Annotated in this window: 18 protein-coding genes and 1 other annotated feature; of the genes, 17 read left to right on the top strand and 1 reads right to left on the bottom strand. The window is 48.3% G+C overall.

From position 1 onward, the window contains the following. Positions 1-327 precede the first annotated feature (327 nt). The 13 genes from EJL91_RS05085 (at position 328) to EJL91_RS05025 (ending at position 14,488) form a co-directional block, all read left to right on the top strand. Positions 328-1,071: a PIG-L deacetylase family protein gene (locus EJL91_RS05085; protein ID WP_125140847.1), complete on the top strand. Its 744-nt coding sequence runs from the start codon at positions 328-330 to the stop codon at positions 1,069-1,071. A 96-nt stretch (positions 1,072-1,167) separates the two neighbouring features. Continuing rightward, a complete protein-coding gene (locus EJL91_RS05080; RefSeq protein WP_125140846.1) occupies positions 1,168-1,521 on the top strand; it encodes a VOC family protein in 354 nt (117 codons plus the stop codon). 49 nt (positions 1,522-1,570) lie between these two features. Then, positions 1,571-2,275, top strand: coding sequence for an RraA family protein (locus EJL91_RS05075; protein ID WP_125140845.1), 705 nt, complete (start codon positions 1,571-1,573; stop codon positions 2,273-2,275). Next, positions 2,272-3,273, top strand: a complete 1,002-nt coding sequence (locus EJL91_RS05070; RefSeq protein WP_125140844.1) for an NAD(P)-dependent oxidoreductase — start codon at positions 2,272-2,274, stop codon at positions 3,271-3,273. The genes EJL91_RS05075 and EJL91_RS05070 overlap by 4 nt, the downstream gene beginning before the upstream one ends. Positions 3,274-3,285: 12 nt before the next feature. Continuing rightward, a complete protein-coding gene (locus EJL91_RS05065) occupies positions 3,286-4,395 on the top strand; it encodes a tripartite tricarboxylate transporter substrate binding protein (protein ID WP_125140843.1) in 1,110 nt (369 codons plus the stop codon). Positions 4,396-4,455: 60 nt separating this feature from the next. Next, a complete protein-coding gene (locus tag EJL91_RS05060; RefSeq protein WP_125140842.1) occupies positions 4,456-4,914 on the top strand; it encodes a tripartite tricarboxylate transporter TctB family protein in 459 nt (152 codons plus the stop codon). Positions 4,915-4,927: 13 nt separating this feature from the next. Next, positions 4,928-6,469, top strand: a complete 1,542-nt coding sequence (locus EJL91_RS05055; RefSeq protein ID WP_243125231.1) for a tripartite tricarboxylate transporter permease — start codon at positions 4,928-4,930, stop codon at positions 6,467-6,469. A 321-nt stretch (positions 6,470-6,790) separates the two neighbouring features. Next, positions 6,791-7,831: an ABC transporter ATP-binding protein gene (locus tag EJL91_RS05050; protein ID WP_125140841.1), complete on the top strand. Its 1,041-nt coding sequence runs from the start codon at positions 6,791-6,793 to the stop codon at positions 7,829-7,831. Then, on the top strand, positions 7,828-8,691 hold the full coding sequence (locus EJL91_RS05045) for a carbohydrate ABC transporter permease (protein WP_125140840.1): 864 nt from the start codon (positions 7,828-7,830) through the stop codon (positions 8,689-8,691). Before EJL91_RS05050 ends, EJL91_RS05045 begins: the two co-directional genes overlap by 4 nt. 18 nt (positions 8,692-8,709) lie before the next feature. After that, complete coding sequence (locus EJL91_RS05040; RefSeq protein WP_125140839.1) at positions 8,710-9,630, top strand: carbohydrate ABC transporter permease; 921 nt, start codon at positions 8,710-8,712, stop codon at positions 9,628-9,630. Between the two features lie 87 nt (positions 9,631-9,717). Beyond that, on the top strand, positions 9,718-11,028 hold the full coding sequence (locus tag EJL91_RS05035; RefSeq protein ID WP_125140838.1) for an ABC transporter substrate-binding protein: 1,311 nt from the start codon (positions 9,718-9,720) through the stop codon (positions 11,026-11,028). Between the two features lie 68 nt (positions 11,029-11,096). Continuing rightward, on the top strand, positions 11,097-12,353 hold the full coding sequence (locus EJL91_RS05030; RefSeq protein WP_125140837.1) for an alkaline phosphatase family protein: 1,257 nt from the start codon (positions 11,097-11,099) through the stop codon (positions 12,351-12,353). Between the two features lie 173 nt (positions 12,354-12,526). Further along, positions 12,527-14,488, top strand: a complete 1,962-nt coding sequence (locus EJL91_RS05025) for a sigma 54-interacting transcriptional regulator (RefSeq protein WP_125140836.1) — start codon at positions 12,527-12,529, stop codon at positions 14,486-14,488. Between the two features lie 181 nt (positions 14,489-14,669). Here EJL91_RS05025 and EJL91_RS05020 read toward each other — a convergent pair whose 3' ends face one another. Next, entirely contained in the window at positions 14,670-15,608 is a 939-nt protein-coding gene (locus EJL91_RS05020; protein WP_164516748.1) for a LysR family transcriptional regulator, read from the bottom strand. A 164-nt stretch (positions 15,609-15,772) separates the two neighbouring features. Here EJL91_RS05020 and EJL91_RS05015 point away from each other — a divergent pair, with 164 nt between their 5' ends. The 4 genes from EJL91_RS05015 to EJL91_RS05000 all read left to right on the top strand — a co-directional run bounded on the left by EJL91_RS05015 (position 15,773) and on the right by EJL91_RS05000 (position 23,412). Continuing rightward, positions 15,773-16,663 (top strand): MBL fold metallo-hydrolase, encoded by an 891-nt coding sequence (locus EJL91_RS05015; RefSeq protein WP_125140834.1) that lies wholly within the window; start codon positions 15,773-15,775, stop codon positions 16,661-16,663. A 44-nt stretch (positions 16,664-16,707) separates the two neighbouring features. Continuing rightward, positions 16,708-18,039, top strand: a complete 1,332-nt coding sequence (locus EJL91_RS05010) for an SLC13 family permease (protein ID WP_125140833.1) — start codon at positions 16,708-16,710, stop codon at positions 18,037-18,039. Positions 18,040-18,967: 928 nt separating this feature from the next. Continuing rightward, positions 18,968-19,280, top strand: a binding site (T-box leader). Positions 19,281-19,375: 95 nt separating this feature from the next. After that, positions 19,376-21,787, top strand: coding sequence for a leucine--tRNA ligase (gene leuS, locus EJL91_RS05005; protein WP_125140832.1), 2,412 nt, complete (start codon positions 19,376-19,378; stop codon positions 21,785-21,787). 302 nt (positions 21,788-22,089) lie between these two features. Then, positions 22,090-23,412, top strand: coding sequence for a 4Fe-4S dicluster domain-containing protein (locus tag EJL91_RS05000; protein ID WP_125140831.1), 1,323 nt, complete (start codon positions 22,090-22,092; stop codon positions 23,410-23,412). Positions 23,413-23,414 lie beyond the last annotated feature (2 nt).

The raw sequence follows: 23,414 nt of genomic DNA, 5'->3' as shown, positions 1-23,414 counted from the left end.
AGCTTGTTACATTTTTGGAACGAGTGTAACAAAAAAGAAAAAGTGAAACGTAAATACGAAACAATTGAAACGAATTAACAAAAATGATTCGTCTTAACAGGAAAAGAATATGTATAAAGCCCTAATTATTGGGAAATAAAGGAAGTTAATTGTTATATAATTGGGTTGATACTTCACCATATTCTGGATAATATAAAGAAAAAACTATAAATTATAAAATACATTTCAAACAATAAAAATAGTGGCATGCAACTTGCTGTTATATATAACTGAAAGCAAGTAAAAGAAACTATAAAACCAACAAAAAAAGAAAAGGAGAGAATAATCATGACCACTATTTTTGAAAAACCGAGAATCCTTGTTGTTGCCGGCCATATTGGAGATTTTGTATGGAGAAGCGGGGGCGCGATAGCGCGCTATGCGCAGGAGGGAAGCGCCATTAAGCTCATCATCGTGTCCGATGGACTCCGCGGTGAGGCTAATGACTACTGGAAGACGGAAGGCGCTAATGCGGAGGAAGGCTTGAAAAGGCGGCGTGCAGAGGGCGCAGAGGCGGCCAGGATACTGGGCGCGGAGGCGGTTGAATTCTGGGGACTGCCGGATTATCCGATGACGGGAGCGGATGATTGTGTTGAAAAACTGGCTCATGAGATAAGGGAGTTCAGGCCGAATCTCATCATCACACATTCTGCTTTTGATGCATTTAACCCGGACCATAACACGGTTCATCAGCTCGTTCAAAAAGCACATGCCGCCGCAACCGGCGCCGGTTTCCGGGATGGGCTGGAGGTTTCGCCCAGGCAGACGCCGATTTTCGGCTTCGAACCCCATGTCACGGAAATCAGTGATTTTAAACCGGTTGTCTATGTCGATATTACAGAAGTGTTTGAGATAAAATGCCGCGCAATGAAGGTATTTTCCACACAGCCTGGGATGTATGCCGCCTATAAGCGTAAAGCGGAGGTACGGGCTAATGAAGCGTCGGGCCGCGGAAGCCGGCCGGGCTGCAAATATGCGGAGGCATTTTCAATCTATCATCCGATTGCCGCTTCCGGCGGTTTTGTGTGGTAGGGACTTCTTCGGCGAGGTTTGCAGGATTGCATATAAACGTACCGGGGAATGAGATTTGCAGCCAGCCTTTTAACTACGTATTAAGGAGGTAAGTAGATGTTAGTCAGAGTGGATCATATTGATCTGAGGGTAAAGGATTTTGATGAAACGATAGTTATGTTAGAAAAACTGGGCCTGGCAGTGACGCGCAGCATGCCGCAGAGAAACTCGGTGGAGATGGCGCTTCCTGGGGAAAATCAGGTGGTTTTTGAGATACATAAAGTGCAGGGCGAAGCATTTACCGGCATCCATCATATCGCTTTTAAGAGTGAGGGGGAGAGTGATGATGTGGAGTGCCTGAAAGTAAAGGGGATTGATTTTAAGAGTGAAAAAAAGAAGATAGCAGACACCGGACGGACAGTCAGCAGTTTTTTGGACGGCAACGGGCTGACGTGGCAGCTGACCGATTGATTTTATTTTGGTAATGTCGGATTTGTATATGGAAAAGGAGAATAAAAGTATGGGTAATCATGTAGGACGCAGGGTTTTCTTAAATATAAACAGGCCGGATCCGGAGCTGGTGGAGCAATTTCGGGGATATCCGTCCAGCAACATCGGAGATGTAATGGAGCGGCTTTACTGTACCAGTTCAGATATAAAGCCCTTAAATGACGCCTCTCTTCTGGGCGTGGCTTTTACGGTGAAATGTCCCTCGGGAGATAACATGATGTTTCACCGGGCAATGGATCTCGCAAAACCGGGAGATGTGCTGGTGGTGGACGGACGCGGAGGGATGGAGCGCGCCCTGGCCGGTGAGATTATGATGCGTTATTGTATCTCAAGAGGATTTGCCGGAGTGGTGGTCGAGGGATGCATGAGGGACAGCGACGCCGTGCGGGAGATGGATTTTCCGGTCTACTGTAAGGGAATCACTCCCCAGGGACCGTATAAAAACGGTCCCGGAGAGATCAATGTCCCTGTCTGTGTCGGCGGACAGGTGATACAGCCCGGCGATATTTTAGTGGGTGATCGGGATGGAATCGTTGTGATACGGCCGGAGGACGCCCCGGAAATCCTGAAAGAGGTCAGAAAAAAGTTTGCATCGGAGGAAAAGACCATCTCCGATTATACAGACGGCCGCGTCAATTATGAAAAACATGAGGAATTGTACCGGGGCAAGATGGAGCAGGCGGATTTTCTTTACATAGAGGAGGAGAAGCGATGAGAAAGATAGTCGTCGCGGGAATTTACAACGATAAGGCGGTGGAGCTTTTTAAAGAGCTGTGTCCGGAGGGATATGGACTCAAATTTGTGGGAGTTCCTGAACAGAATGTCCTGATTGAGGAAACAAAAGATGCGGACTATCTGTTTCTGCGCGGCAGGGTGGAGCTGAGTGATGAACTGCTTAGGTCTGCACGGAACCTGAAGCTGATGCAGAAGTGGGGGGCAGGATTTGACCAGTATGATATGAAACAGATCGGCAGTTACAATATTCCATTTATGAACTGTGCGGGAATCAACGCAGTGCAGGTTTCTGAAATGACGGTGGCTTTGCTTCTTGCTTTATACAGGAGAATCCTCCCGCTGAACCGGGATTTAAGTAAAGGCATCTGGTCCAAGGAGGTTTATCTGCCCCAGTGCCATACGATCTGCGGCAAGTGCATCGGCATTATCGGAATCGGCAATATAGGAAGAGCGGTTGCCCGGCTGATGCGGGGATTCGGGGCAAGAGTCCAGTATTATGATGCGCGCCGTCTTCCGCCTGAGACGGAGGAGAGAGAAGAGCTACAGTATGTGGAGCAGGAAACACTGTTTCGAACTTCGGATGTAATTACGCTCCATGTTCCGCTGGTACCGGAAACGAAGTATCTGATTAACCGGGAAACGATGGCAATGATGAAGAAAACGGCCGTGATTATCAATGCGGCCAGGGGCGGTGTGGTCAATGAGGCGGATTTGTACGAAGCGCTGGCGGAAGGGACGATAGCAGGAGCTGCCCTCGATGTGCTGGAGCAGGAAGATAATCCGGCGTCTGCGGCCGGAAATCCCCTGTTCAGCCTCAATAATACCGTGATTACGCCTCATATGGGCGCCAGCACGGACGAGGTTTTACAGGCTATGGTGGAACGCTGTTATGAGAATGTGACAGGGGTGGAAGAAGGGAGGATCACGACGCCCGAACATTTTCAAAACGGGATGTATTTTACAAAATATAATGCATAGGGAGGAAAACAAATGAAAAAAAGATTAGCAGCAGTTTTATGTCTCAGTATGATGATGGGTGTTCTGGCGGGATGCAGCGGTGGGAACAGTGCCGGAGCTCCGGCAAAAGAAACCGCTCAGGCGGAAGCCGGTACCGGGAACGCGGGACAGGCGGAAAGTAAACCGGAAAAAACCGCGGCGGATTCAGCCGGCGGGGTATACGCAGATTTTCCAACTAAAAATATCACTTACATCTGTTCCGGCAGCGCGGGAGGAGGGCTGGATCTCTGCGCCAGAATGATTTCCCCTTATATTGAGAAGTATCTGCCGGGAAAAGGGACCGTGACGGTTGAAAATGTGACAGGAGGACAGAACTGGAATGCCTGGATCCGCTTAATTCAGTCTGCGCCGGACGGCTATAATATCGGTTCGCTGGCCACGCCTCAATTCTGTAACTATTTAAACAAGTCTCTTCAAATCCAGTATACGATGGATGATTATACCCCTCTCGTCAATTGTGTTACGGACTATTGCACCATCTGTGTCCGGGCGGATGACAGCCGGTTTGCCGATGTGGGCAGTCTGGAAGAATTAGTTGCCTGTCTGAAGGAAAATTCGGAAACAGAATTTTTAGTCAGCCTGACTTCGGGAGGCGGAGCCGATGAGATTGCGATGTATGAATTTATGGGGTGGAGTGGAATTACAAACATGACCGGAATCAATTATGCGGACGGCATATCGGCCTCTAAAGCCGGATTCCTGGGAGCTGAAACAGATATCTATTTTGGCAAGGTTGGCGATTCTTTTACCATGTTTGAGGATGGAAACGCTAAAATACTGGCCGTTCTGGCGTCGGAACGATCGGAAATTCTACCTGATGTGCCTACGGGAAAAGAGCAGGGCTTTGACGTTGTACTGGGTTCTTCGCGCGGCATCGTCGTGCCGAACGGCATGGATGAAGGGCTGAAGGCCGTTCTGGAGGATGCCTGCAAAAAGGCGTCGGAAGATCCGGAGTATCTGGCAACTATGAAAGCCGGAGGATACGAAGTGGACTTTATGGGAAGCGATGAGTATGGTGTATATTTAGCCGGTGTCAAAGAAATGGTAGAAAAATACGCGGATCAGCTTGGATACAATGAATAAAGGACGGGGAAATCGGAGGACATTAATGATTTCTGCTTGTTTTCGGAAAGGAGGAGTGAAATGAAAAAGTATTTGACACTGGATGTGGTAATAGGAATAATCCTGATACTGTTCAGCGGTTGGTTCTGGTACTTATCACTGGCTTTTCCAGAAGCCGCCCAAATGTTTCCGCAGTTATTTCTGACAGTGACTTTTCTTTTATCCGTTCTGCTGCTGATAAGCAGTGTAACTGCTCAGGCAAATAAAATAAAAAAAGGGGTACTTCGGGAAGGAGACGGATTTCTGAAACAGTTTGCCATGCCGTGCAAGGCATACTGCATTATGGTGCTTTATATTATCGGAATCAGGAGTATCGGTTTTTTTGTGGCGACTTCTGTTTTTACGGCTGCATTCATGTATTTTCTAAAGGTCAGGAAACCGTTGGTACTGTTGGGAGTGACGGCCGGGATGGATGTGTTCCTCTATGCAATGTTTTGCGTGGGATTAAAACTCAGTCTCCCTGCGGGAATCCTGTTTTAAGGAGGTGATTGCTTTGTTACAGACATTTTTAGATGCAGGCCCCGAGATTCTGGCGTCCCTGTTTACATTGGAGACGATGTTGTGTATCCTCCTGGGGGTTGTGGGAGGGATGTTTATCGGCGCCCTGCCGGGGCTGAGCGCGACAATGGGAATCGCCCTGATGCTCCCGTTTACCTACGGGCTGTCCCCGATTTCCGCAATCGCCATGCTGATGACCATTTATACCTCGGCGATCTGCGGCGGATCGATTACCGCTATATTAATCCATACGCCGGGCACCCCTTCCTCTGCTGCGACCGCCCTGGATGGGTTTCCGCTGACGAAACAGGGAAAGGGGCTGCAGGCTCTCGGCGTTTCCATCAGCGCTTCCATGATTGGCGGAACCGTCAGCGCCGTGGCGCTTCTCTTTCTGGCCTCCATGCTGGCCTCCGCGGCCCTCAAATTCGGCTCCATGGAATATTTCCTGCTGGCCTGCCTGGGACTCAGCGTCATCGCAAGCCTGGCCTCGGAGTCATTAGTTAAGGGGCTCCTGGCCGGCTGCCTTGGCCTGGTGCTGGGCTGCATCGGAATTGACGCCTCCTCCGGTTATGCCCGCTATACCTTCGGGATTGTGCCGCTGTTAGGAGGAATTCCGACGGTTCCTGCGCTGATTGGCCTGTTTTCAATCCCACAGGTGTTAGATCAGCTGGAGAACGCCCGCAGCCAGGGAAAGACCGTCAATGTGGCCGAGGTTGCCGGGATGAGCGGAAAGGTGCTGCTGCCGTGGAAGGAATACAAAAAGCTGCTGCCCACGATTTTACGTTCTTCCGTAATTGGCGTATTTGCCGGAATTCTGCCTGGAGCGGGAGGGGAGATCGGTTCCTGGATGGCGTATAATACGGCAAAAAACAGATCAAAGAATAAGGAATTATTCGGAAAAGGTTCTTATGAAGGCGTAGCGGCATCGGAAGCGGGAAATAACGCCGTAACGGGCGGAGCATGTATTCCGATGATGACCCTTGGAATACCAGGAAGCGCCGCAGCCGCGGTTCTTATGGGAGGACTGATGATCCACGGCCTGCAGCCCGGAGCCGATCTGTTTGTGAAGAAGGCTAGTACGACCTATGCGATTATCTTTGGTTTTATGCTGGCTAATATTATGATGGGTATTATCGGCCTGTTCATTGCCCGGTATATTGTTAGGATTACAAAGGTCCCGGTCAACATCCTCTGCCCTATCATAGTTGTCCTGGCCGTGGTTGGTTCTTACGCAATTTCAAGTGATATGTACAATGTCTATATCATGATTATTTTCGGTCTGATCGGCTACTTTATGCGGCTGGCAAAATTTCCTCCGGCGGCGATGGTGCTGGGGTTTCTGCTGGGGCATATGGCGGAAAAGGGACTGCGCCAGGCAGTCAACCTTTCAAGAGGAAATCTGCTGTCTTACTATCTGCACCGGCCAATCAGCCTGGTTATTACGGCTTTAATCGTCATCGGTATATTCCTGCCGATGGTTCTTGACAAGATAAAAGCGTCCCGTTCGGAAGGCCGGCAGAAGCCGGATGGACAGTAGGATAAGATAATAGGGAACATGTTTAGCCGGTCTTTCATTGCCGTTAGCAAAAAATGAAGCGTCTCTTCAGGGAGATTTGGTTTTACAGAACCGAATCAACTTTAAAGGGGCGCTTTATTGCTTTTCTGAACGTTCACGAGCGTGATTCATTTCGACAAGGTCTTTCAGTTTCTGCCTGTTTTTATTTTCCGATAGTTGTATAAAATTTTACCTAAATTTAGAAAAAATATAACATTTTCTTGATAGTTCTAAAATTTGATGGTGTTATAATCGAAAATGTCGAAGTTATGCGAGAACAGGTAGTAAAGGAGACGAAATGATATGTCACAGATTGAACTGCGGAATGTAAATAAGACTTATGGAAAAAACAATTGTGTGATTGATAATCTGAATCTGCGTATTCCCGATGGCAGTTTCACGGTTATGGTCGGACCGAGCGGATGCGGCAAGTCCACCACACTGCGGATGATTGCCGGACTGGAGAGTTTAAGCTCAGGGGATTTGTATATTGACGGAACCAGGGTAAATGATCTGGAGCCGGGGGAGCGCGATATTGCTATGGTTTTTCAAAACTATGCGCTCTATCCGACCATGAATGTGAGAGAAAATATTGAATTCGGCCTCGCTAATGCAAAAGTGCCAAAGCCGGAGCGGGAGAAACGGATCCGGGAAATCTGCGAAACGGTAGGGCTGACCCCTTATCTGGACCGGAAACCGGGTGAACTGTCAGGAGGACAGCGGCAAAGGGTGGCTCTGGCCAGGGCAATGGTAAAACAGCCGAAGGTATTTCTGATGGATGAACCGCTTTCTAATCTGGATGCAAAACTGCGGAACCAGATGAGAACGGAACTGATTGAATTACATAAACAGCTTGGAACCACCTTCGTATATGTTACCCATGACCAGACCGAGGCGATGTCCATGGCAACCGATATCGTGCTGATGAACCAGGGGGAGATTCAACAGGTTGATTCCCCTGAGCGGCTCTATAACGATCCGGACAATTTATTTGCGGCCCAGTTCATCGGTAATCCGACGATGAACCTTTTTAAACGTACTGAGATGGAGCCGTTCCTGCAGCTGCCGGAAGAGGTGGAGACGGTGGGTTTCAGACCATCCAAAGTCCGTCTCTTGGAAGCGGGTGATTCCTCCACCGATGGGGAGATAGTTACCTCGGGCCCGATTCTTACCAGGGAGCTGATGGGCAGTGAGATTATTTACCGGCTCCGGGCGCCATTCGGAATCATTACTTTTAAAACGTTTAATGAAAAACAGCTTCCCGAGGACATGACCGTCCGGGTGGCGGTTATGAAAAAATGCATGTATCTTTTTGACGCCGGCGGAAGGAGGGTGAGGGTATGAAAGCGGCAAAACCATATTTTCTGATTGCACCGGCTATTCTTCTATTATGTATTTTCTGTATTTATCCCATTTTTAATATGATTGGGCTGAGTCTTTATGAATGGGATATGATTTCACCATTCAAGAAGTTTGTGGGATTGAGAAACTTTGCAAAGCTGGCAACGGACAGACAGTTTTTTCAGACATTGCTCAATACAGTCATCTATGTAGTCTGTACAGTAGGGTTCGGAGTTGGCTTCGGTCTGCTGCTTGCGGTCTTTCTGTCAAAGAAAACAAAGATGAATCTGCTTCTGCAGAGTGTGGCATTTTCACCATATATTGTGTCGCTGGCTTCCATTGCACTTTTATGGATGTGGCTGATGAACAATGATTTCGGATTTCTGAATGCGCTGCTGGCCGTGTTTCATATACCGCCTGTTGACTGGCTGGGGAGTCCCAGGTTTGCACTGCTGTCGCTGATTATCATTAACGTGTGGAAAAGCGTCGGTTATAATGCACTTATTCTTGTTGCGGCCCTGCAGGGAATTCCGCCTCATTTATATGAGGCTGCAAAGCTGGACCGGGCGGGAGCTTTCAGGACCTTCAGCCGCATTACATTTCCTATGATATCTCCGACGTTGTTTTTTTTAGCTCTTGTGGATGTAATAGCAGCGTTTAAGGTGTTTGAAACCATTCAGATTATTACTCAGGGAGGACCGCAGAATTCTACCAACACACTTGTATTTTCCCTTTACGAATACGGATTTAAGTTTTATAAGGTGGGTTATGCGGCGGCAATCGGAGTGGTTTTATTTTTCATCGTGCTCTTATTTACAATACTGTACTTTGCGGTGCTGTCAAAACGGGTTCATTATCAATAATTTTAGAAGGAGACAGATATGGATGCAGTAAATAAAAAAACGTTTGTCCTGCCGGTTTCGGAAGGCAGCTCCGGAAACTCCGGGGAAAAAGAATGGAGGGCGGCAGGGCGCAGGCAGGCGGTCCGAAGGCTTGGAATGACGGTCAGAATTCTGGTGAGTGCAGTTCTGCTGCTGATTTTTTTCTTTCCTTTTTTCTGGATGATAATAACATCCTTTAAATCCCTTGGAGAGACCATGGTGTTTCCGCCGTCCCTGCTTCCGAAACAATTCCAGTTTTCAAATTATGCGGCGGCTTTTACCGCATTTCCTTTTGTACGGTTTCTTGTGAATTCCTGTGTTGTTACGGCCGCGGTTTTAGTATTGCAGATGCTCACGGTGATTCCGGCGGCTTATGCCTTTTCACAATACCGCTTTAAAGGTAAATCATTTCTGTTCGGCCTTACCCTGGCAACGATGATGGTGCCTGCACAGTTGATTTTCCTGCCGCTTTTTATTCTGTTTTCAAAAGCGGGTCTGATTAACAGCTATATGTCCCTGATACTTCCGTTTGGCACCAGTGCGTTTGGTATTTTTATGCTTCGGCAGACCTTCAACCAGATGCCGAAAGAGCTGATTGAGGCGGCCCGCCTGGATCGGGCGGGTGAGGGGAAAATCGTGCTCCGCCTGTTTCTGCCAATGGCCAGGCCGACCCTGGTTACCATGGCGCTGCTGACGTTTATTAATACATGGAATGATTATTTCTGGCCGCTTGTTATGACAACCAATGATACGGTCAGGACCCTGCCGGTTGGAGTGGCGTCTCTGCGCAACATAGAGAGCGGCATTAATTACAATATCCTGATGGCAAGCAATGTGATGCTGACAATACCGATTATTATCGTATATCTGCTGGCGCACAAACAGATTATCAAGGCATTCACCTATCTTGGAGACAAATAGCAAAAGCGGATCCATTCTGCAGCCTCTGTCCGGGATATGAGAATAGAGAGACATCAATTTTTTATGACAAAAAGGAGAACAAACAACATGAAAAAGAAAACTGCAACCTGTATTTTGGCCGCTCTGACGGCTGTATCTGCCTGTCTGTCAGGCTGTTCGGGCAATACGTCCGGCAATGTATCTACGGCAGCCGGTTCTACGGGAGCCGTGTCGGAGGACGGTTCCAATCCGATTCAGCTGACCTACTGGTATTCCTGGCAGGATAAGATTGCAGAAAATAATGTGGAGCGTATTCAGGAATTTAACGATACGGTAGGAAAAGAAAACGGCATCCAGGTCACTGCCGAATATCAGGGAACTTACGATGATTTACATTCCAAACTGAAAAGTGCGTTTGTAGCCAACGAAGAACCGGATGTCTGCGTCATGGAGATTGCCAGCATTAAGTCATTTGCAGACGGAGGAATTATTCAGCCGATCCAGGATATGGTGGCAAAGGAGGACGTGGATGATTTCTATCCGGGCCTGATGGAAAACTGCTATGTGGATGGAGCACTCTATGGAGTTCCTTATCTGAGAAGCACGCCTGTGCTGTATTATAATAAAACGCTTTTTGAAAAGGCAGGTCTGGATCCGGAAAAAGGTCCGTCCGACTGGGAGGAACTTGCCGCTATGTCCGGGCAGCTGGCCGATATTGGAGTAAGCGGATACGGATTCATCTCGGATATCTGGATATTTGAGGCGTTTCTGCGCAGCAACAGCGGTGATACGGTGAATAAGGACTGGACGCAGGCCACATTTAATTCCCAGCCGGGTGTGGAGATGGCGCAGTATTTCAAAGAAGGGATTACAGATAATAATTTTAAATATTACAGCGGCAAGGATGCGCTGACTACAGATGAGGTCAACCAGAAAGTGGCGATGTGGGTAACATCCACGGCCAATCTGTCCAACAACCTCCAGCTGGCCTCAGATAACGGATATGAGATCGGCACCGCTTTTATCCCGAAAAACACTCAGAATAAAGTTCCCACGGGAGGCTGCAATCTGGTTATGACCAGCCGTTTGGAGGGAAAAGAGAAGGAGGCGGCCGCATTGCTGATTAACTTTATGACAAGCAAAGACAGCGCGGTGAAAAATCATATTAAGACAGGATACCTTCCGACAAGACAGAGTATCGGCAGCGATGAGCGGCTGGTAGAATTATATGAGGAAACGCCTCAGTACAGGGTAGCCCTTGAACAGCTCCAATACGGAAGCGGGCGTCCGATGGCACAGGCCTATTCTGAAATGACTAAGACATATCAGGATGCCATAGATAAAATCATGACAACGGATGTGGATATACGGACAGCGCTCAATGAGTGTGCATCCGCCTGTGATTCCCTGCTGAAGTGATAGGGAACGTACAGGCACATTAAAATGAAAACCGAGACAAATAAGCAGACAGCAAGGAGAGTGCGATAATGCCAAGACTGGTAGTGATGTGTGTTGACGCTTTATTTACGACAGACTTAGAAGACGTGGCCAAAATGCAGGGATTCAGAACCATAATGGAGCATGCGGCCATCTATAAAAATATTGATTGTGTATATCCCACACTGACTTATCCGTGCCATGCAACGATAATGTCCGGCTGCTGGCCGGAACGCCACGGAATCTGTCACAATGAAAAACTGGATCCCGGGACAAATAACCGTGAATGGTATTGGAATTACCGGGATTTAACGGTAAAAACAATCTTTGATTACGCAAAAGAGAACAACCTGACCACGGCATCGGTGCAATGGCCGGTTACAGCCGGGGCTCCCATTGACTATGTGATTCCGGAAATGTGGACGTATGAGCATAAAGCGGATATGCGGGAGGCGCTTCTTCCAAACAGTTCGCCGCCCATGAAAGAAATTTATGAAAAAAACTGTCATATGATGAACTGGAAAGAAAATCCCCGGTTTGACAGCTTTCAGGTGCAGTGTGCGGTTGACATTATACACCGCTATAAACCCGATGTGCTTTTTATGCATCAGTCACATCTGGATCATACCCGCCATGTGCACGGACTTCATGCTCCGGAAATCCAGGAGGCGCTCCGTCTCCACGACGGCTGGATCAGACAGATCATAGAGGCGTTAAAAGAGGAAGGACTGTTTGAGGATACGGCATTTATTATCCTGGGAGATCACGGGCATCTCCAGGTGGACTATAATATATGCCCTAATGTGCTTCTGGAGCGGGAAGGCATTATAAAAACTGATGCAGCAGGTAATGTGAAGGAATGGGATGCATATATTCAGTCCTGCGGAATCAGCGCCCAGGTCTATATCAGGAAACAGGAAACAGAGGAAACCGTGCTTCGTCTTCTGAATGATTTAAAGGATTTGGGATATGTGCAGGAAATTTTTAAAAAAGAGGAATTAAAAGAAAAGTACCATCTTGACGGAGATTTTTCCTACATGATTGAAGCTGCGCCGAACTACGCTTTCGGCAATGCCTCCCGCGGTGACTTATTTGCAGGGACGGACAGTTCCGATTATAAATACTCGGTGGCGACTCACGGCCATCTGCCCACAAGAGGCGATAAGCCCTGCTTTATCGTCCGCGGAGCGGGGGTTCCCGAGGGGACTTTCGAGGGCGCGCGGCTGATTGACGAGGCGCCGACGATGATGAAACTGCTGGGGCTTTCCCATGAAGCCGGGGCGATGGACGGTAAGCCGCTGTTTTAGGACGGATAGCTTCCTCTTATTTATGCTGCCATCAGCGTTCTGTTCTGCCATCAGCTTTTGTATATCCTCATGCCCGTAGAAAGGCCAACCCGTTGCCGGAACCCCGGACGGATGTTATACTAATCTTAACGGGTTAGGCCGGTGTGAGAGACTGCGTACAGAAGAGGAGAAGAATGGACAGGAACAGCAATTCCCAGATATCAATGATATGGACGAATCCCATTGCCTATGAGCTTTCAAAAAGACTGGTGGAGGAAAGGCAATTAGACTGCCGGGTTATACTGGCGGAATTATTAGAGGTAGAGGAGGTTGCGGCTTCGGAAGTGAATCGGGGAGCCAAAATCATTATTTCCAGAGGCGGCGTGTGGAACCGCATCCAGAAGAAGGTGGCTATCCCCATGGTAGCCGTGCGGTTTGCATTCTCGGATTTTGCTTCGGCTATCGAGGAAGCATCCCGTTACGGAGAACAGATTGCGATGATCGTTTTCTCCGAGGTGATGCTTGAATCGGCTAAAAAGGAATATTATTACTGGAAGGTAAAGACAGTCGTCATACAGGTTGCGGACATTAAGGAAGCGCGGGAGGAAATCGCCAGTTTAAAGAAGAAAGGAATCAGCGCCATCGTCGGAGGCGTGACAATACGGAAGCTGGCTGCCGAGAAGGGGATTCCCTGTGTGCTGTTTGGTTGCAACGAGGATGTTGTATTAGAAGCGATTTACGACGCACAGCGGCTTTTAAAGCTTTTGCTTGCCCAGGAGGTCCGCTATCGTACGATCAGCATGCTGCTTGATAACTCTTCCGAAGGAATGATGACGCTGGACAAGGGCGGCGTTATTACAAACATGAATAAGGTGGCGCTGAAAATACTCGGAGGAGGCCTTCGCGAGGAAGATGTTCTGGGAAGGGAGTGTGTGGAACTGTTCCCGTTTCCGGCTATTATTGCGGGAACGATGCAGGGAAAACGGTTTTATAATTATCTTGTCACATACGGAAACCATTATTTGGCTGTCAGCAGTCTCCCGATCGTGGCCGACAACATCATCAAAGGAATTATCATCAATATTCAGGATTCCGACGATATCCAGGCGGTGGAGAATAAAATCCGCAGACATTCCGCTACAAAAGGCTATACTGCGAAATATACACTTCAGAATATTATCGGTAAGAGCGGGGGAATTGTAAAAGCCAAGCATCAGGCCATGATGTATGCGGGAGTGGACAGTACAGTGATGATCTGCGGCGACTCGGGAACCGGGAAGGAATTATTCGCCCAAAGCATTCATAATGCCAGCAGTAGAAGAAACCAGCCCTTTGTAGCGGTTAACTGCGCCGCATTTCCGGAGAGCCTTTTGGAAAGTGAATTGTTTGGTTACGAAAAAGGGGCTTTTACAGGCGCAAGTCCCAGCGGAAAGGCCGGAATCTTTGAGATGGCGCATAAAGGCACAATATTTTTGGATGAGATCGGTGAGATGGCGGTTACTCTTCAGTCGCGTCTGCTGCGGGTCATCCAGGAGCGGGAGATTGTCCGCCTGGGAGGCAGTTCCGTCATTCCCGTAGATGTCAGAATTATCTCGGCAACGAATAAGAATCTGTTGGAGGAGATGAAAAAGGGCAATTTCCGAAAGGATCTGTACTATCGGCTAAGCGTTCTGACCCTGCAGCTTCCCCTTCTGGAAGAGAGGCAGGAGGACATTGTGCCCCTCGCGCTGCAATTTGCCAGGACATTCGGGGATAATCACGGAAGAGAGATCACCGGCATTGCTCCCGGCGCGCAGGCACTTTTGAAAGCGCACCGGTATTTTGGAAACATACGGGAGCTGTCCAATATTATTGAGAGGGCGGCCATCTTTGCGACAGATACCGAGATTTCTGAGGAAGATGTGAAAATGGCCTTGTTTGGGACCTCGTTTTCTGAGACAGTATGCTTGGAAAACACAGATGCTGCGAAATGTACTGCGGCTGGCAGCGGGACGGCGGATGGAGGAGGCCGGGTAAACAGGGAAAAGGAACGGATTAAGGCCGCCCTGCATGAGACGGACGGGAATTGTACGAAAGCGGCGGAGCTGCTTCATATCAGCAGGACGACGCTGTGGAGAAAGATGAAGAAATATATGATTAAGGAAGAAGCGCAATAGGCTTTTAAATTTCTTTGTTTCATTTAGCAGACAACATATGAAGGGGATGTTATAAAACTCTCCAAACAGAAAAATCGCTGGTCGTGAGACTTCAGCGATTTTTTTGGCTAGGGACTTATTTTACAGCTCCTTTTACGAAATATGATTTCTATTATTACTGTCCGGCAGCAGGATAGCGCCACTAATCGACAGACGAATCCTCAGGCAGGTGGTAGTAATCTAGTACAAAGTTCCAGAAATCCATAGCGGCTTCCGTCATCAGGGCTTTACGATGCCTCATCAGATAGACGGTCCGTGAGTTACCTGGTTCAGACAATTTGTAATGTCTCAGACCCGGGCAAAGGGCCCGGGCATCCGAAAGACAGGACTCCGGAATCAGGGAAACCGCCAGACCGTGCCGGATGGTACTGATTTTTGTGAGAAAATCGTCTGTCTGATAAAAGGTTCTTGGTATAAATCCTGCTTTTTGACAAAGCGAATAAGTGATATCACTGAAAAACAAATCGGACTGGGACATGACAACAAAAGGCGTATTGTCAAAATAAGCCAAATCAACAAACTCTGCATCGTTCTTTATCGTGGAAGGAAACTCTCTGCAGTTTTCGGATGCGATTAATACCATATTCTCCTGGAAAAGCGGCTGAGATACCCAGAACTGTTCCTTATTCACAATGGGATAGTTATTGGAAGAGGAATACAGGATAAAATCCAAATCCTCACTTTGGTTCTGGTTTATCAGCATATTGGACTGGCTGATATCGAAGTCAATCAGGGGGTTAAGGGAAGAATATGCGTTTGCGCAGGATGTAATGATCGGCGCGTATGCATAGCAGTAGATACGAATCATTCCCAAAGTCTCATAAGAAATACTTCTGGCGGTATTGACGCCGAGAGTTAGTGTATTGAGCGCCTCCTCGGCATATTTTGCGAAAATAAGGCCATTATGATTCAATTTGAGACGGTTTTTAGTCCGATCAAATAATTGGAGATTCAGTTCATTTTCAAGGGCAGTTATATTTTTGCTGAGCGCCGACTGGGAAATGTTCAGAAAATCGGCGGCAGCAGAGACATGTTCGGTTTTTACCAGTTCCAGAAAATATTTTAATTGATATAGTTCCACGGCGCCTCCTGATAAAGTCACGCGAGTATTCCTGAAAGTCATACTGCTGTGAGCGAGATCGAATTGTTTATACGGGTTAACATTTATATAATTATCATAACGTTTTAATTGTAAAAGATTATTGCGCAAAAATCAATTGTATTGGTGTGGAAGGAGAAGTAATTATGTTTAATCGATTTGGCAACATGATGCCCCCGGAAGAGGCGAAGAGGAGGCCGTATCTTATTGACCGGGACCCCTTTAATATACTGGGGAACCTGTATTTTGTGGGAAACCAATGGTGTTCATCGCATTTGATTGACACGGGTGACGGGCTCCTGCTTCTGGACACTCCATGTGCGTCCGGACTGCCGGGGCTGATTCATAATATCTGCCGTTTGAATTTCAGGATGGAGGATTTGAAGTATATTGTTGTTTCCCATGCGCACAGCGACCATTTCGGAGCGGTTGAGGCTCTTCGGCATATGACCGGGGCAAGGGCATTTATCAGCCGTGTGGATGCGGAGGATATGCGGGATAATCCCGGGCGGATGGCGTCTATGAATGAGGATTTAGGACCCTTTAATGAATGCTTCACCCCCGATGTAGAGCTGGAAGACGGGGATATTATTGAGCTCGGAAATACAAGAATCAGATGTGTTCTGACACCCGGGCATTCAAAAGGGGTTATGTCCCATTTCTGGGACCTGAGACATGAGGGGAAAGATTATAAAGTAGGAATATACGGGGGCGCAGGTTATTCAACCGTATCGGAGGAATGGCTCGAAAAAGCCGGATTACCGCTTTCCCTGCGTGAAGATTTCCTCTCTTCCATTGAAAAAGTGTGGAATGAACCGGTGGATATTATGCTGGGAAACCATCCGTTTCACAATGATACATACAGGAAGGCCGAAAAAAAGAAAAAGGGGGAAGAAATGGCTTTTGTTGATCCCGCGGAATGGCGGCGTTTCCTCACGGAACTGAAGTCAGGATATCTCAATTTCCTGAATATGCCGCCGGAAGAGATAAAAAAACAAAATGCGGTAAGCCAATGGAGCCGGTACTATGGCAGTTAAAAAGGGTTGGGGAGAAGAGAAAATATACTGAGGAGGTAATGAAAATGAGTCCTACTATAATGGCGGTTATTCTGCTTGCGCTTGTTGTTGGCGGCATCCTGACCGGAAAAATTCCCATGAACTTCGTTATGTTTGCAGTCCCGGTTTTCTGTTTACTTGGGCTGGGGTATAATGTGTCTGAAATCAGCGGATTTATCCTGTCAAAAATATCGGAAATTATGACATCGGCCGGATGGATGCTGTTATTTGGCCTGATTTATTTTACAATGCTGACGGAGTCGGGGATGTTTGATACAATTATCAATGGCGTCGTCACTCTGGTTGGAGAGCGCATGAATGTAGTCGTGGTTATGATAATGACTACAGTGATCGGAGCTCTTGCGTATTTAACGGCCAGCATGTCCACTGCGTATCTGATTTGCTTTCCGATTATGATACCTATGTTTAAAAAATTTAATATCAAAAGGGAGTATGCGTTTATCATCTGCCAGACAGCTATGGCCGCCGTGTGTTTTCTTCCCTGGGGCATCGGAGTGGTAAATTCATCCATCATGGCGGGCTGCGATCCGACCGAGCTGGCCGCGGCATCGATTCCGTGGGGATTGTGCTTTATTCCGGTTATTATTTTGCAATGGTTTTATTTTGCATGGAGACATAAAAAGGAGAATGGCACGCTGGGTCTGCCGGGAGAAGCAGCCATATTACAAGCAGAAACAGAGACAATAAAGGAAGAAAAACAAAATGCCAGGCCAAAGCTCTTCTGGTTTAATCTGATAGTATTCATTGCAGCGCTTGTATCACTGGCTGTCTTCAAACTGCCCAGCTATCTGATATTTCTGACAGCCTCGATTGTAACCGCTATGGTGAATTATCCGAATAACTTTGGTGAAATCTGGAACAAAGCAGGGCTGACATTTTTTAACGTACTGATCATGCTGCTTGCAATCTGTTTCTATCTTGCGGCTTTTAACGCCGCTCCGCCTGATGGAAGCCGGCTGTCTATGGTAAATGCGCTTGCACAGGCTATGACTGGAATTCTACCGGAATTTTTGATGAGATATATGTATATTATTTTCCTGTTCCTCTGCGTACCAATTATTTATTTTGTACCCTATCAGATTTATAATACCATGTATCCGCTTTTTATCTCTGTGGGGGCATCCTTTGGGATTGGAGGAATTGCAATTATTGCCCCGTTTGTCTGTAATCTGGCCCTTGCCACCGGCGTAACGCCAATGAATTCATCCACCTATGTAGGATGCGCGCTTTGTGAGGTTGAGCCGGAAAAGTTCTGTAAGTACGGCGGTGTAATCATGTTCATTACAAATGCGCTGGTGATGGTGGTTGCCGTTCTTACGGGGGTTTTAGGGATTTGATTGAGAAATGAGGACGCCGCCGTCAGGCCAGGGGCCGGGGTGGTGAGGGGGATCGATGAGTCTTTCGTCCCGGAGAAAGGTTGTCGTGGGCGGGGAATCCGGGCAGAAAAAGTTCCTGCGGGAAACGCTTTCGCTCGTTGGAGTACATAATGGTTCTAACCTCGAAAAGACCTCGGTAAGTACCAATGAACTCCCAGGTTCCCTTCGGAATCTTTTTCTCCCTTCTTCCCCGCAGGAAGGTTATGGCCGGGACGAAAGACTCAGCCAAGGCGGCTGCCCGGCCCCCGGCCTGCGGCGGCTAATCTGTCCTATTTCTTCAATGGGGGAGGCGCTTGTCGCTGCTACTACGTTTCTCTGGATGCCGGAAAACTACATCCTGTTCAATATGAGACTATGTAAGCTTAGAATCTTAGAGCGTTTATTTTGCTACTCTTTTTATGCAGCCCAGGATATCGTCAGAATGTAAAATAGTTACGACTATATCGTGGCCGGGACAATACCACCTTCACACTTGACGAAAGAGACAATCAGCCCCTGAAGCCGGCGGACGGGGCAACAACCTTCCCTGAGTCTTCAGTCCCGCCGACAACCTGCCCGGGGAAGGAAGGAGAAAACTTTCCGAAGGGGACCTTGGAATCCGCCGGTGCTTGATGAGGTATTTTCGAATCTAGCATCCGTTGCGCATTCCACAAGCGGGAGCGAGTCCCCGTAGGAATTTTTTCTCCTGGATTCCCCTTCACCACACCCTACCAACCGGGACTGAAGACTCATAAACAACCTCCCACCACCCCGTCCGCCGTCTTACAGAGGCGTCCTCGCATCTCAACTAAACTAAATCCCTATTTCATACCTGAGCATCAACAATATCAAGAAACCCCGCCAAAACGGGTTGACATCCCCCTGCGATTATGTTAAATTATTGTTTAGCATAAATGCAATGATAAGGAATAGTAGGCTGAATGACATACCAGAGAGCTGCCGGCAGGTGCGAGGCAGATATGAATATTTCAGTTGAACTCGCCTTGGAGCAGCCTGTTGAAGGGAAGATGCACGGACATTCCGTCCGGTGCAGGGAAGTTCCTGTGTAGGCAGAGCCGGGATCCGGCCGTTATAGGGAATAGAAAGAGCATACCGTTTGCCGCAAAGGCCGATCTGGCCGGAACCTTGAAACCTGCGGCGCAATAACCGGTGTGAAATAGAGTGGTACCGCGTAGCGTGTAATATTGCCCTGCGTCTCTATGATAATAGAGATGCGGGCTTTTTTTATATCATTATGATATAAAAAAGCCCGCCGGGCAGGAAGCGCTGCATATAAATTGAAACAGGAGGAAATGAAATGTCACAGTACAATCATACCGCCATTGAGAAAAAATGGCGCGAAAACTGGGAAAAGAACCCGATCAACGTAAATGACGGAGAGAAGGAGAAATACTACTGCCTTGATATGTTCCCATATCCGTCGGGAAGCGGCCTTCATGTAGGACACTGGAGAGGCTATGTTATCTCTGATGTGTGGAGCCGCTATCAGTTATTAAAGGGAAAATATGTCATCCATCCGATGGGCTGGGACGCGTTCGGTCTTCCGGCAGAGAACTATGCCATCAAGATGGGCGTCCATCCGGCTATCTCCACTGCGGAGAATGTAAAGAATATCAAACGCCAGATCGGTGAGATTGCGGCAATCTATGACTGGGATATGGAAGTAAACACCACGGATCCCGGATTTTATAAATGGACCCAGTGGATTTTCGTCCAGATGTTCAAAAAGGGCCTTGCCTATGAGAAGGAATTCCCGATCAACTGGTGCCCGTCCTGTAAGACCGGCCTCGCTAACGAGGAAGTTGTAAACGGCTGCTGCGAACGCTGCGGAACCGCCGTGACCAAGAAGAACCTGCGTCAGTGGATGCTCAAAATCACGGCATACGCAGAGCGCCTCTTAAATGACCTCGACAAGCTTGACTGGCCTGAGAAGGTTAAGAAGATGCAGACCGACTGGATTGGCAAATCTTACGGCGCCGAAGTTGATTTTAAGGTGGACGGAAGAGACGAGAAAATCACAGTATATACAACAAGGCCCGACACCCTTTACGGAGCGACGTTTATGGTCCTTGCCCCGGAGCACAGCCTGGCGAAGAGCCTGGCTACGGATGAGACAAGGGAAGAAGTGGAGAAATACATTTTCGACGCTTCAATGAAATCCAATGTGGACCGCCTCCAGGATAAAGAAAAGACCGGCGTATTTACCGGTTCCTATGCAATCAATCCTTTAAACGGCGCAAAGACTCCAATCTGGCTGTCCGACTATGTACTGGCAGATTACGGTACGGGAGCCATCATGTGCGTTCCGGCCCACGACGACCGTGACTTTGAGTTTGCGAAAAAATTCAATATCCCGATTATTCAGGTTATCGCAAAGGACGGCAAGGAAATCGAGAACATGACCGAAGCTTATACCGAGGCAAGCGGAGTCATGATCAATTCCGGCGAGTGGAACGGCATGGAGTCGTCCGTGCTCAAACAGGAAGCTCCTGCCATGATCGAGGAGAGGGGACTGGGCAAAAAGACGGTTAATTACAAACTGCGTGACTGGGTATTCTCCCGCCAGCGTTACTGGGGAGAGCCAATCCCGATCATCCACTGTCCGAACTGCGGCAACGTGCCGGTACCGGAGGATCAGCTTCCGTTAGAGCTTCCTAAGGTAGAAAGCTATCAGCCTACAGGAACCGGTGAATCACCTCTTGCAGGTATCGACGAGTGGGTCAACACCACATGCCCGTGCTGCGGCGCGCCTGCAAAGAGAGAGACCAACACCATGCCTCAGTGGGCAGGTTCCTCCTGGTATTTCCTTCGCTATGTGGACAGCAAAAACAATGAAGAACTGGTTTCCAGGGAAAAGGCAGACAAATATCTGCCGGTTGATATGTATATCGGCGGCGTAGAGCATGCGGTCCTTCACCTTCTCTACTCCCGTTTCTATACGAAGTTCCTCTGTGACATCGGAGCTATCGACTTTGACGAGCCGTTTAAGAAGCTGTTTAACCAGGGTATGATCACCGGCAAGAACGGTATCAAGATGAGTAAATCCAAGGGCAACGTGGTTTCACCTGACGATCTGGTGCGCGACTACGGCTGTGATTCCCTGCGTCTCTATGAATTATTCGTGGGACCGCCGGAGTTGGATGCCGAGTGGGATGACCGGGGAATCGAGGGCGTATCGCGTTTCCTGAACCGTTTCCACAACCTTGTAATGGAAAATAAGGATAAGGACATTACTGCGACTAAGGAAATGATCAAGCTCCGCCATAAGCTGGTGTTCGACATTGAACAGAGATTTGAGCAGTTCAGCCTGAATACCGTTATCTCGGGATTCATGGAGTACAACAACAAGCTTATCGACCTGGCTAAGAAAGAGGGCGGAATTGATAAAGAAACCCTCAAGACATTTATAATCCTTCTGGCTCCGTTTGCCCCTCACCTCGGTGAAGAACTGTGGCAGGTACTGGGCGGCACGGACAGCGTATTCCACGAGACATGGCCGGAATGCGATCCGGAGCTGATGAAGGACGATGAGAAAGAGATTGCCGTCCAGATCAACGGCAAGACAAGGGCTGTCGTAACACTTCCGGCCGAAGTATCCAAAGAAGACGCGATTGCGGCAGGCAAAGAGGCGCTTAAAGGCAAAATGACCGGAAACGTGGTGAAAGAAATCTACGTACCGGGCAGAATTATCAACATCGTAATGAAATAAGTGTAATTAAATAAGAATTCGATTGCAATAAAATAATGAACCGTATGCCCCATGGGCTTTTCATTGCAAATCAATAAAACAGCGCAGGCAATGCAGTAAAAACATTGCCTGCGCTGTTTTATAAAAGCAAACTGTATGTGGCAAAGGAGCCGCACAACGGCGGATTTTCCTGTTAATTAAAAACCTGTGTCCCTGCATACGCCGGGGCCCAGGTTTTTAATTGCAAGAAAATCGTAAATGGAAAAGGGATATTTTTTGTGTTATGATATAAAATATGACTTATCAGGAAAGGACTGACAGAAATGGGACACATTACATCAAAGGATGCCCACAAGAGCCTGGAGGAACGCATCAACTGGTTTACCCAGGGCGCGCCGGCATCGGATACGCTGTATAAAATTTTACAGGTGCTTTTTACGGAAAAGGAGGCCAGGGTTATGGCCATGCTTCCCGTAAGGCCTTTTACACTAAAGAGAGCGGCTCATATCTGGAATACTTCGGAGGCAAAGGCGGAGAAGGTGCTCGATCATCTCTGCGAAAAGGCGCTTCTGGTGGATTCCTGGCATAATGGAGTCAGAAAATTTGTTATCCCGCCGCCAATGGCCGGATTTTTCGAGTTTGCCCTGATGCGCACCCGGGGAGATATCGATCAGAAATATCTGAGTGAGCTTTACTATCAGTACATGAACGTGGAGGAGGACTTTGTAAAGGATCTCTTCTATGCGACGGAGACTAAGCTGGGCCGCGTGTTTGTCCAGGAACCGGTGCTCGGCAATGAGAATATGAGCCATATCCTGGACTATGAGAGAGCCAGCCATATCGTGGAGGAAGCGGATTATATCGGCCTGGGGCTCTGTTACTGCCGCCATAAAGCGGCCCATGCAGGCCATCCCTGTGAGATAGACGCTCCGCTTGACGTTTGTCTGACCTTCGGCAATGTGGCCCGTTCCCTGGCAGAACATGGGGGACATGCCAGACTGATTTCCAAAGAAGAGGCAATGGACGCGCTTGAGCGTTCTTATGATGCCAATCTGGTGCAAATCGGTGAAAATGTGAGGGAATATCCGGCATTTGTCTGCAACTGCTGCGGATGCTGCTGTGAAGCTCTTCAGGCTGCCAGACGGTTTGCCCCGATGCAGCCGGTGGCGACGACGAATTACATTCCGGCAATCGATAAGAAGACCTGTATCGGCTGCGGCAAATGTGCAAAAGTCTGTCCGGTGCTGGCGATTAAGATGGAGGATGAGTTATCTCCGGAGACAGGTGAGAGGACCGGCAGGAAGAAGGCGGTGGTGGACCGGGATATCTGTCTCGGCTGCGGCGTCTGTGTGAGAAATTGCCCGGTGGGAGCCATCCAACTGGAGAAACGTCCCGTACAGATTATCACGCCGGTCAACAGCACGCACCGTTTCGTGCTGCAGGCGATTGAGAAGGGAACTTTGCAGAACCTGATATTTGACAATGAGGCATTCGCCAACCACAGGGCCCTGGCCGCCGTTTTCGGGACCATCCTGAAACTGCCGCCCGTAAAGCAGGCCCTGGCAAGCAAGCAGTTTAAATCCATCTATCTGGACAGGCTGCTGTCTGCACAGATAGAAAAACAGAAGGCGGAACAGAAGCAGTAATG

Source organism: Clostridium transplantifaecale, from assembly GCF_900626075.1.
In the GTDB taxonomy this organism is placed as follows: Bacteria; Bacillota; Clostridia; order Lachnospirales; family Lachnospiraceae; genus Otoolea; species Otoolea transplantifaecalis.
The sequence above is the reverse complement of the archived record's forward strand: the minus strand, read 5'-3'. Positions and strand labels throughout refer to the sequence as shown.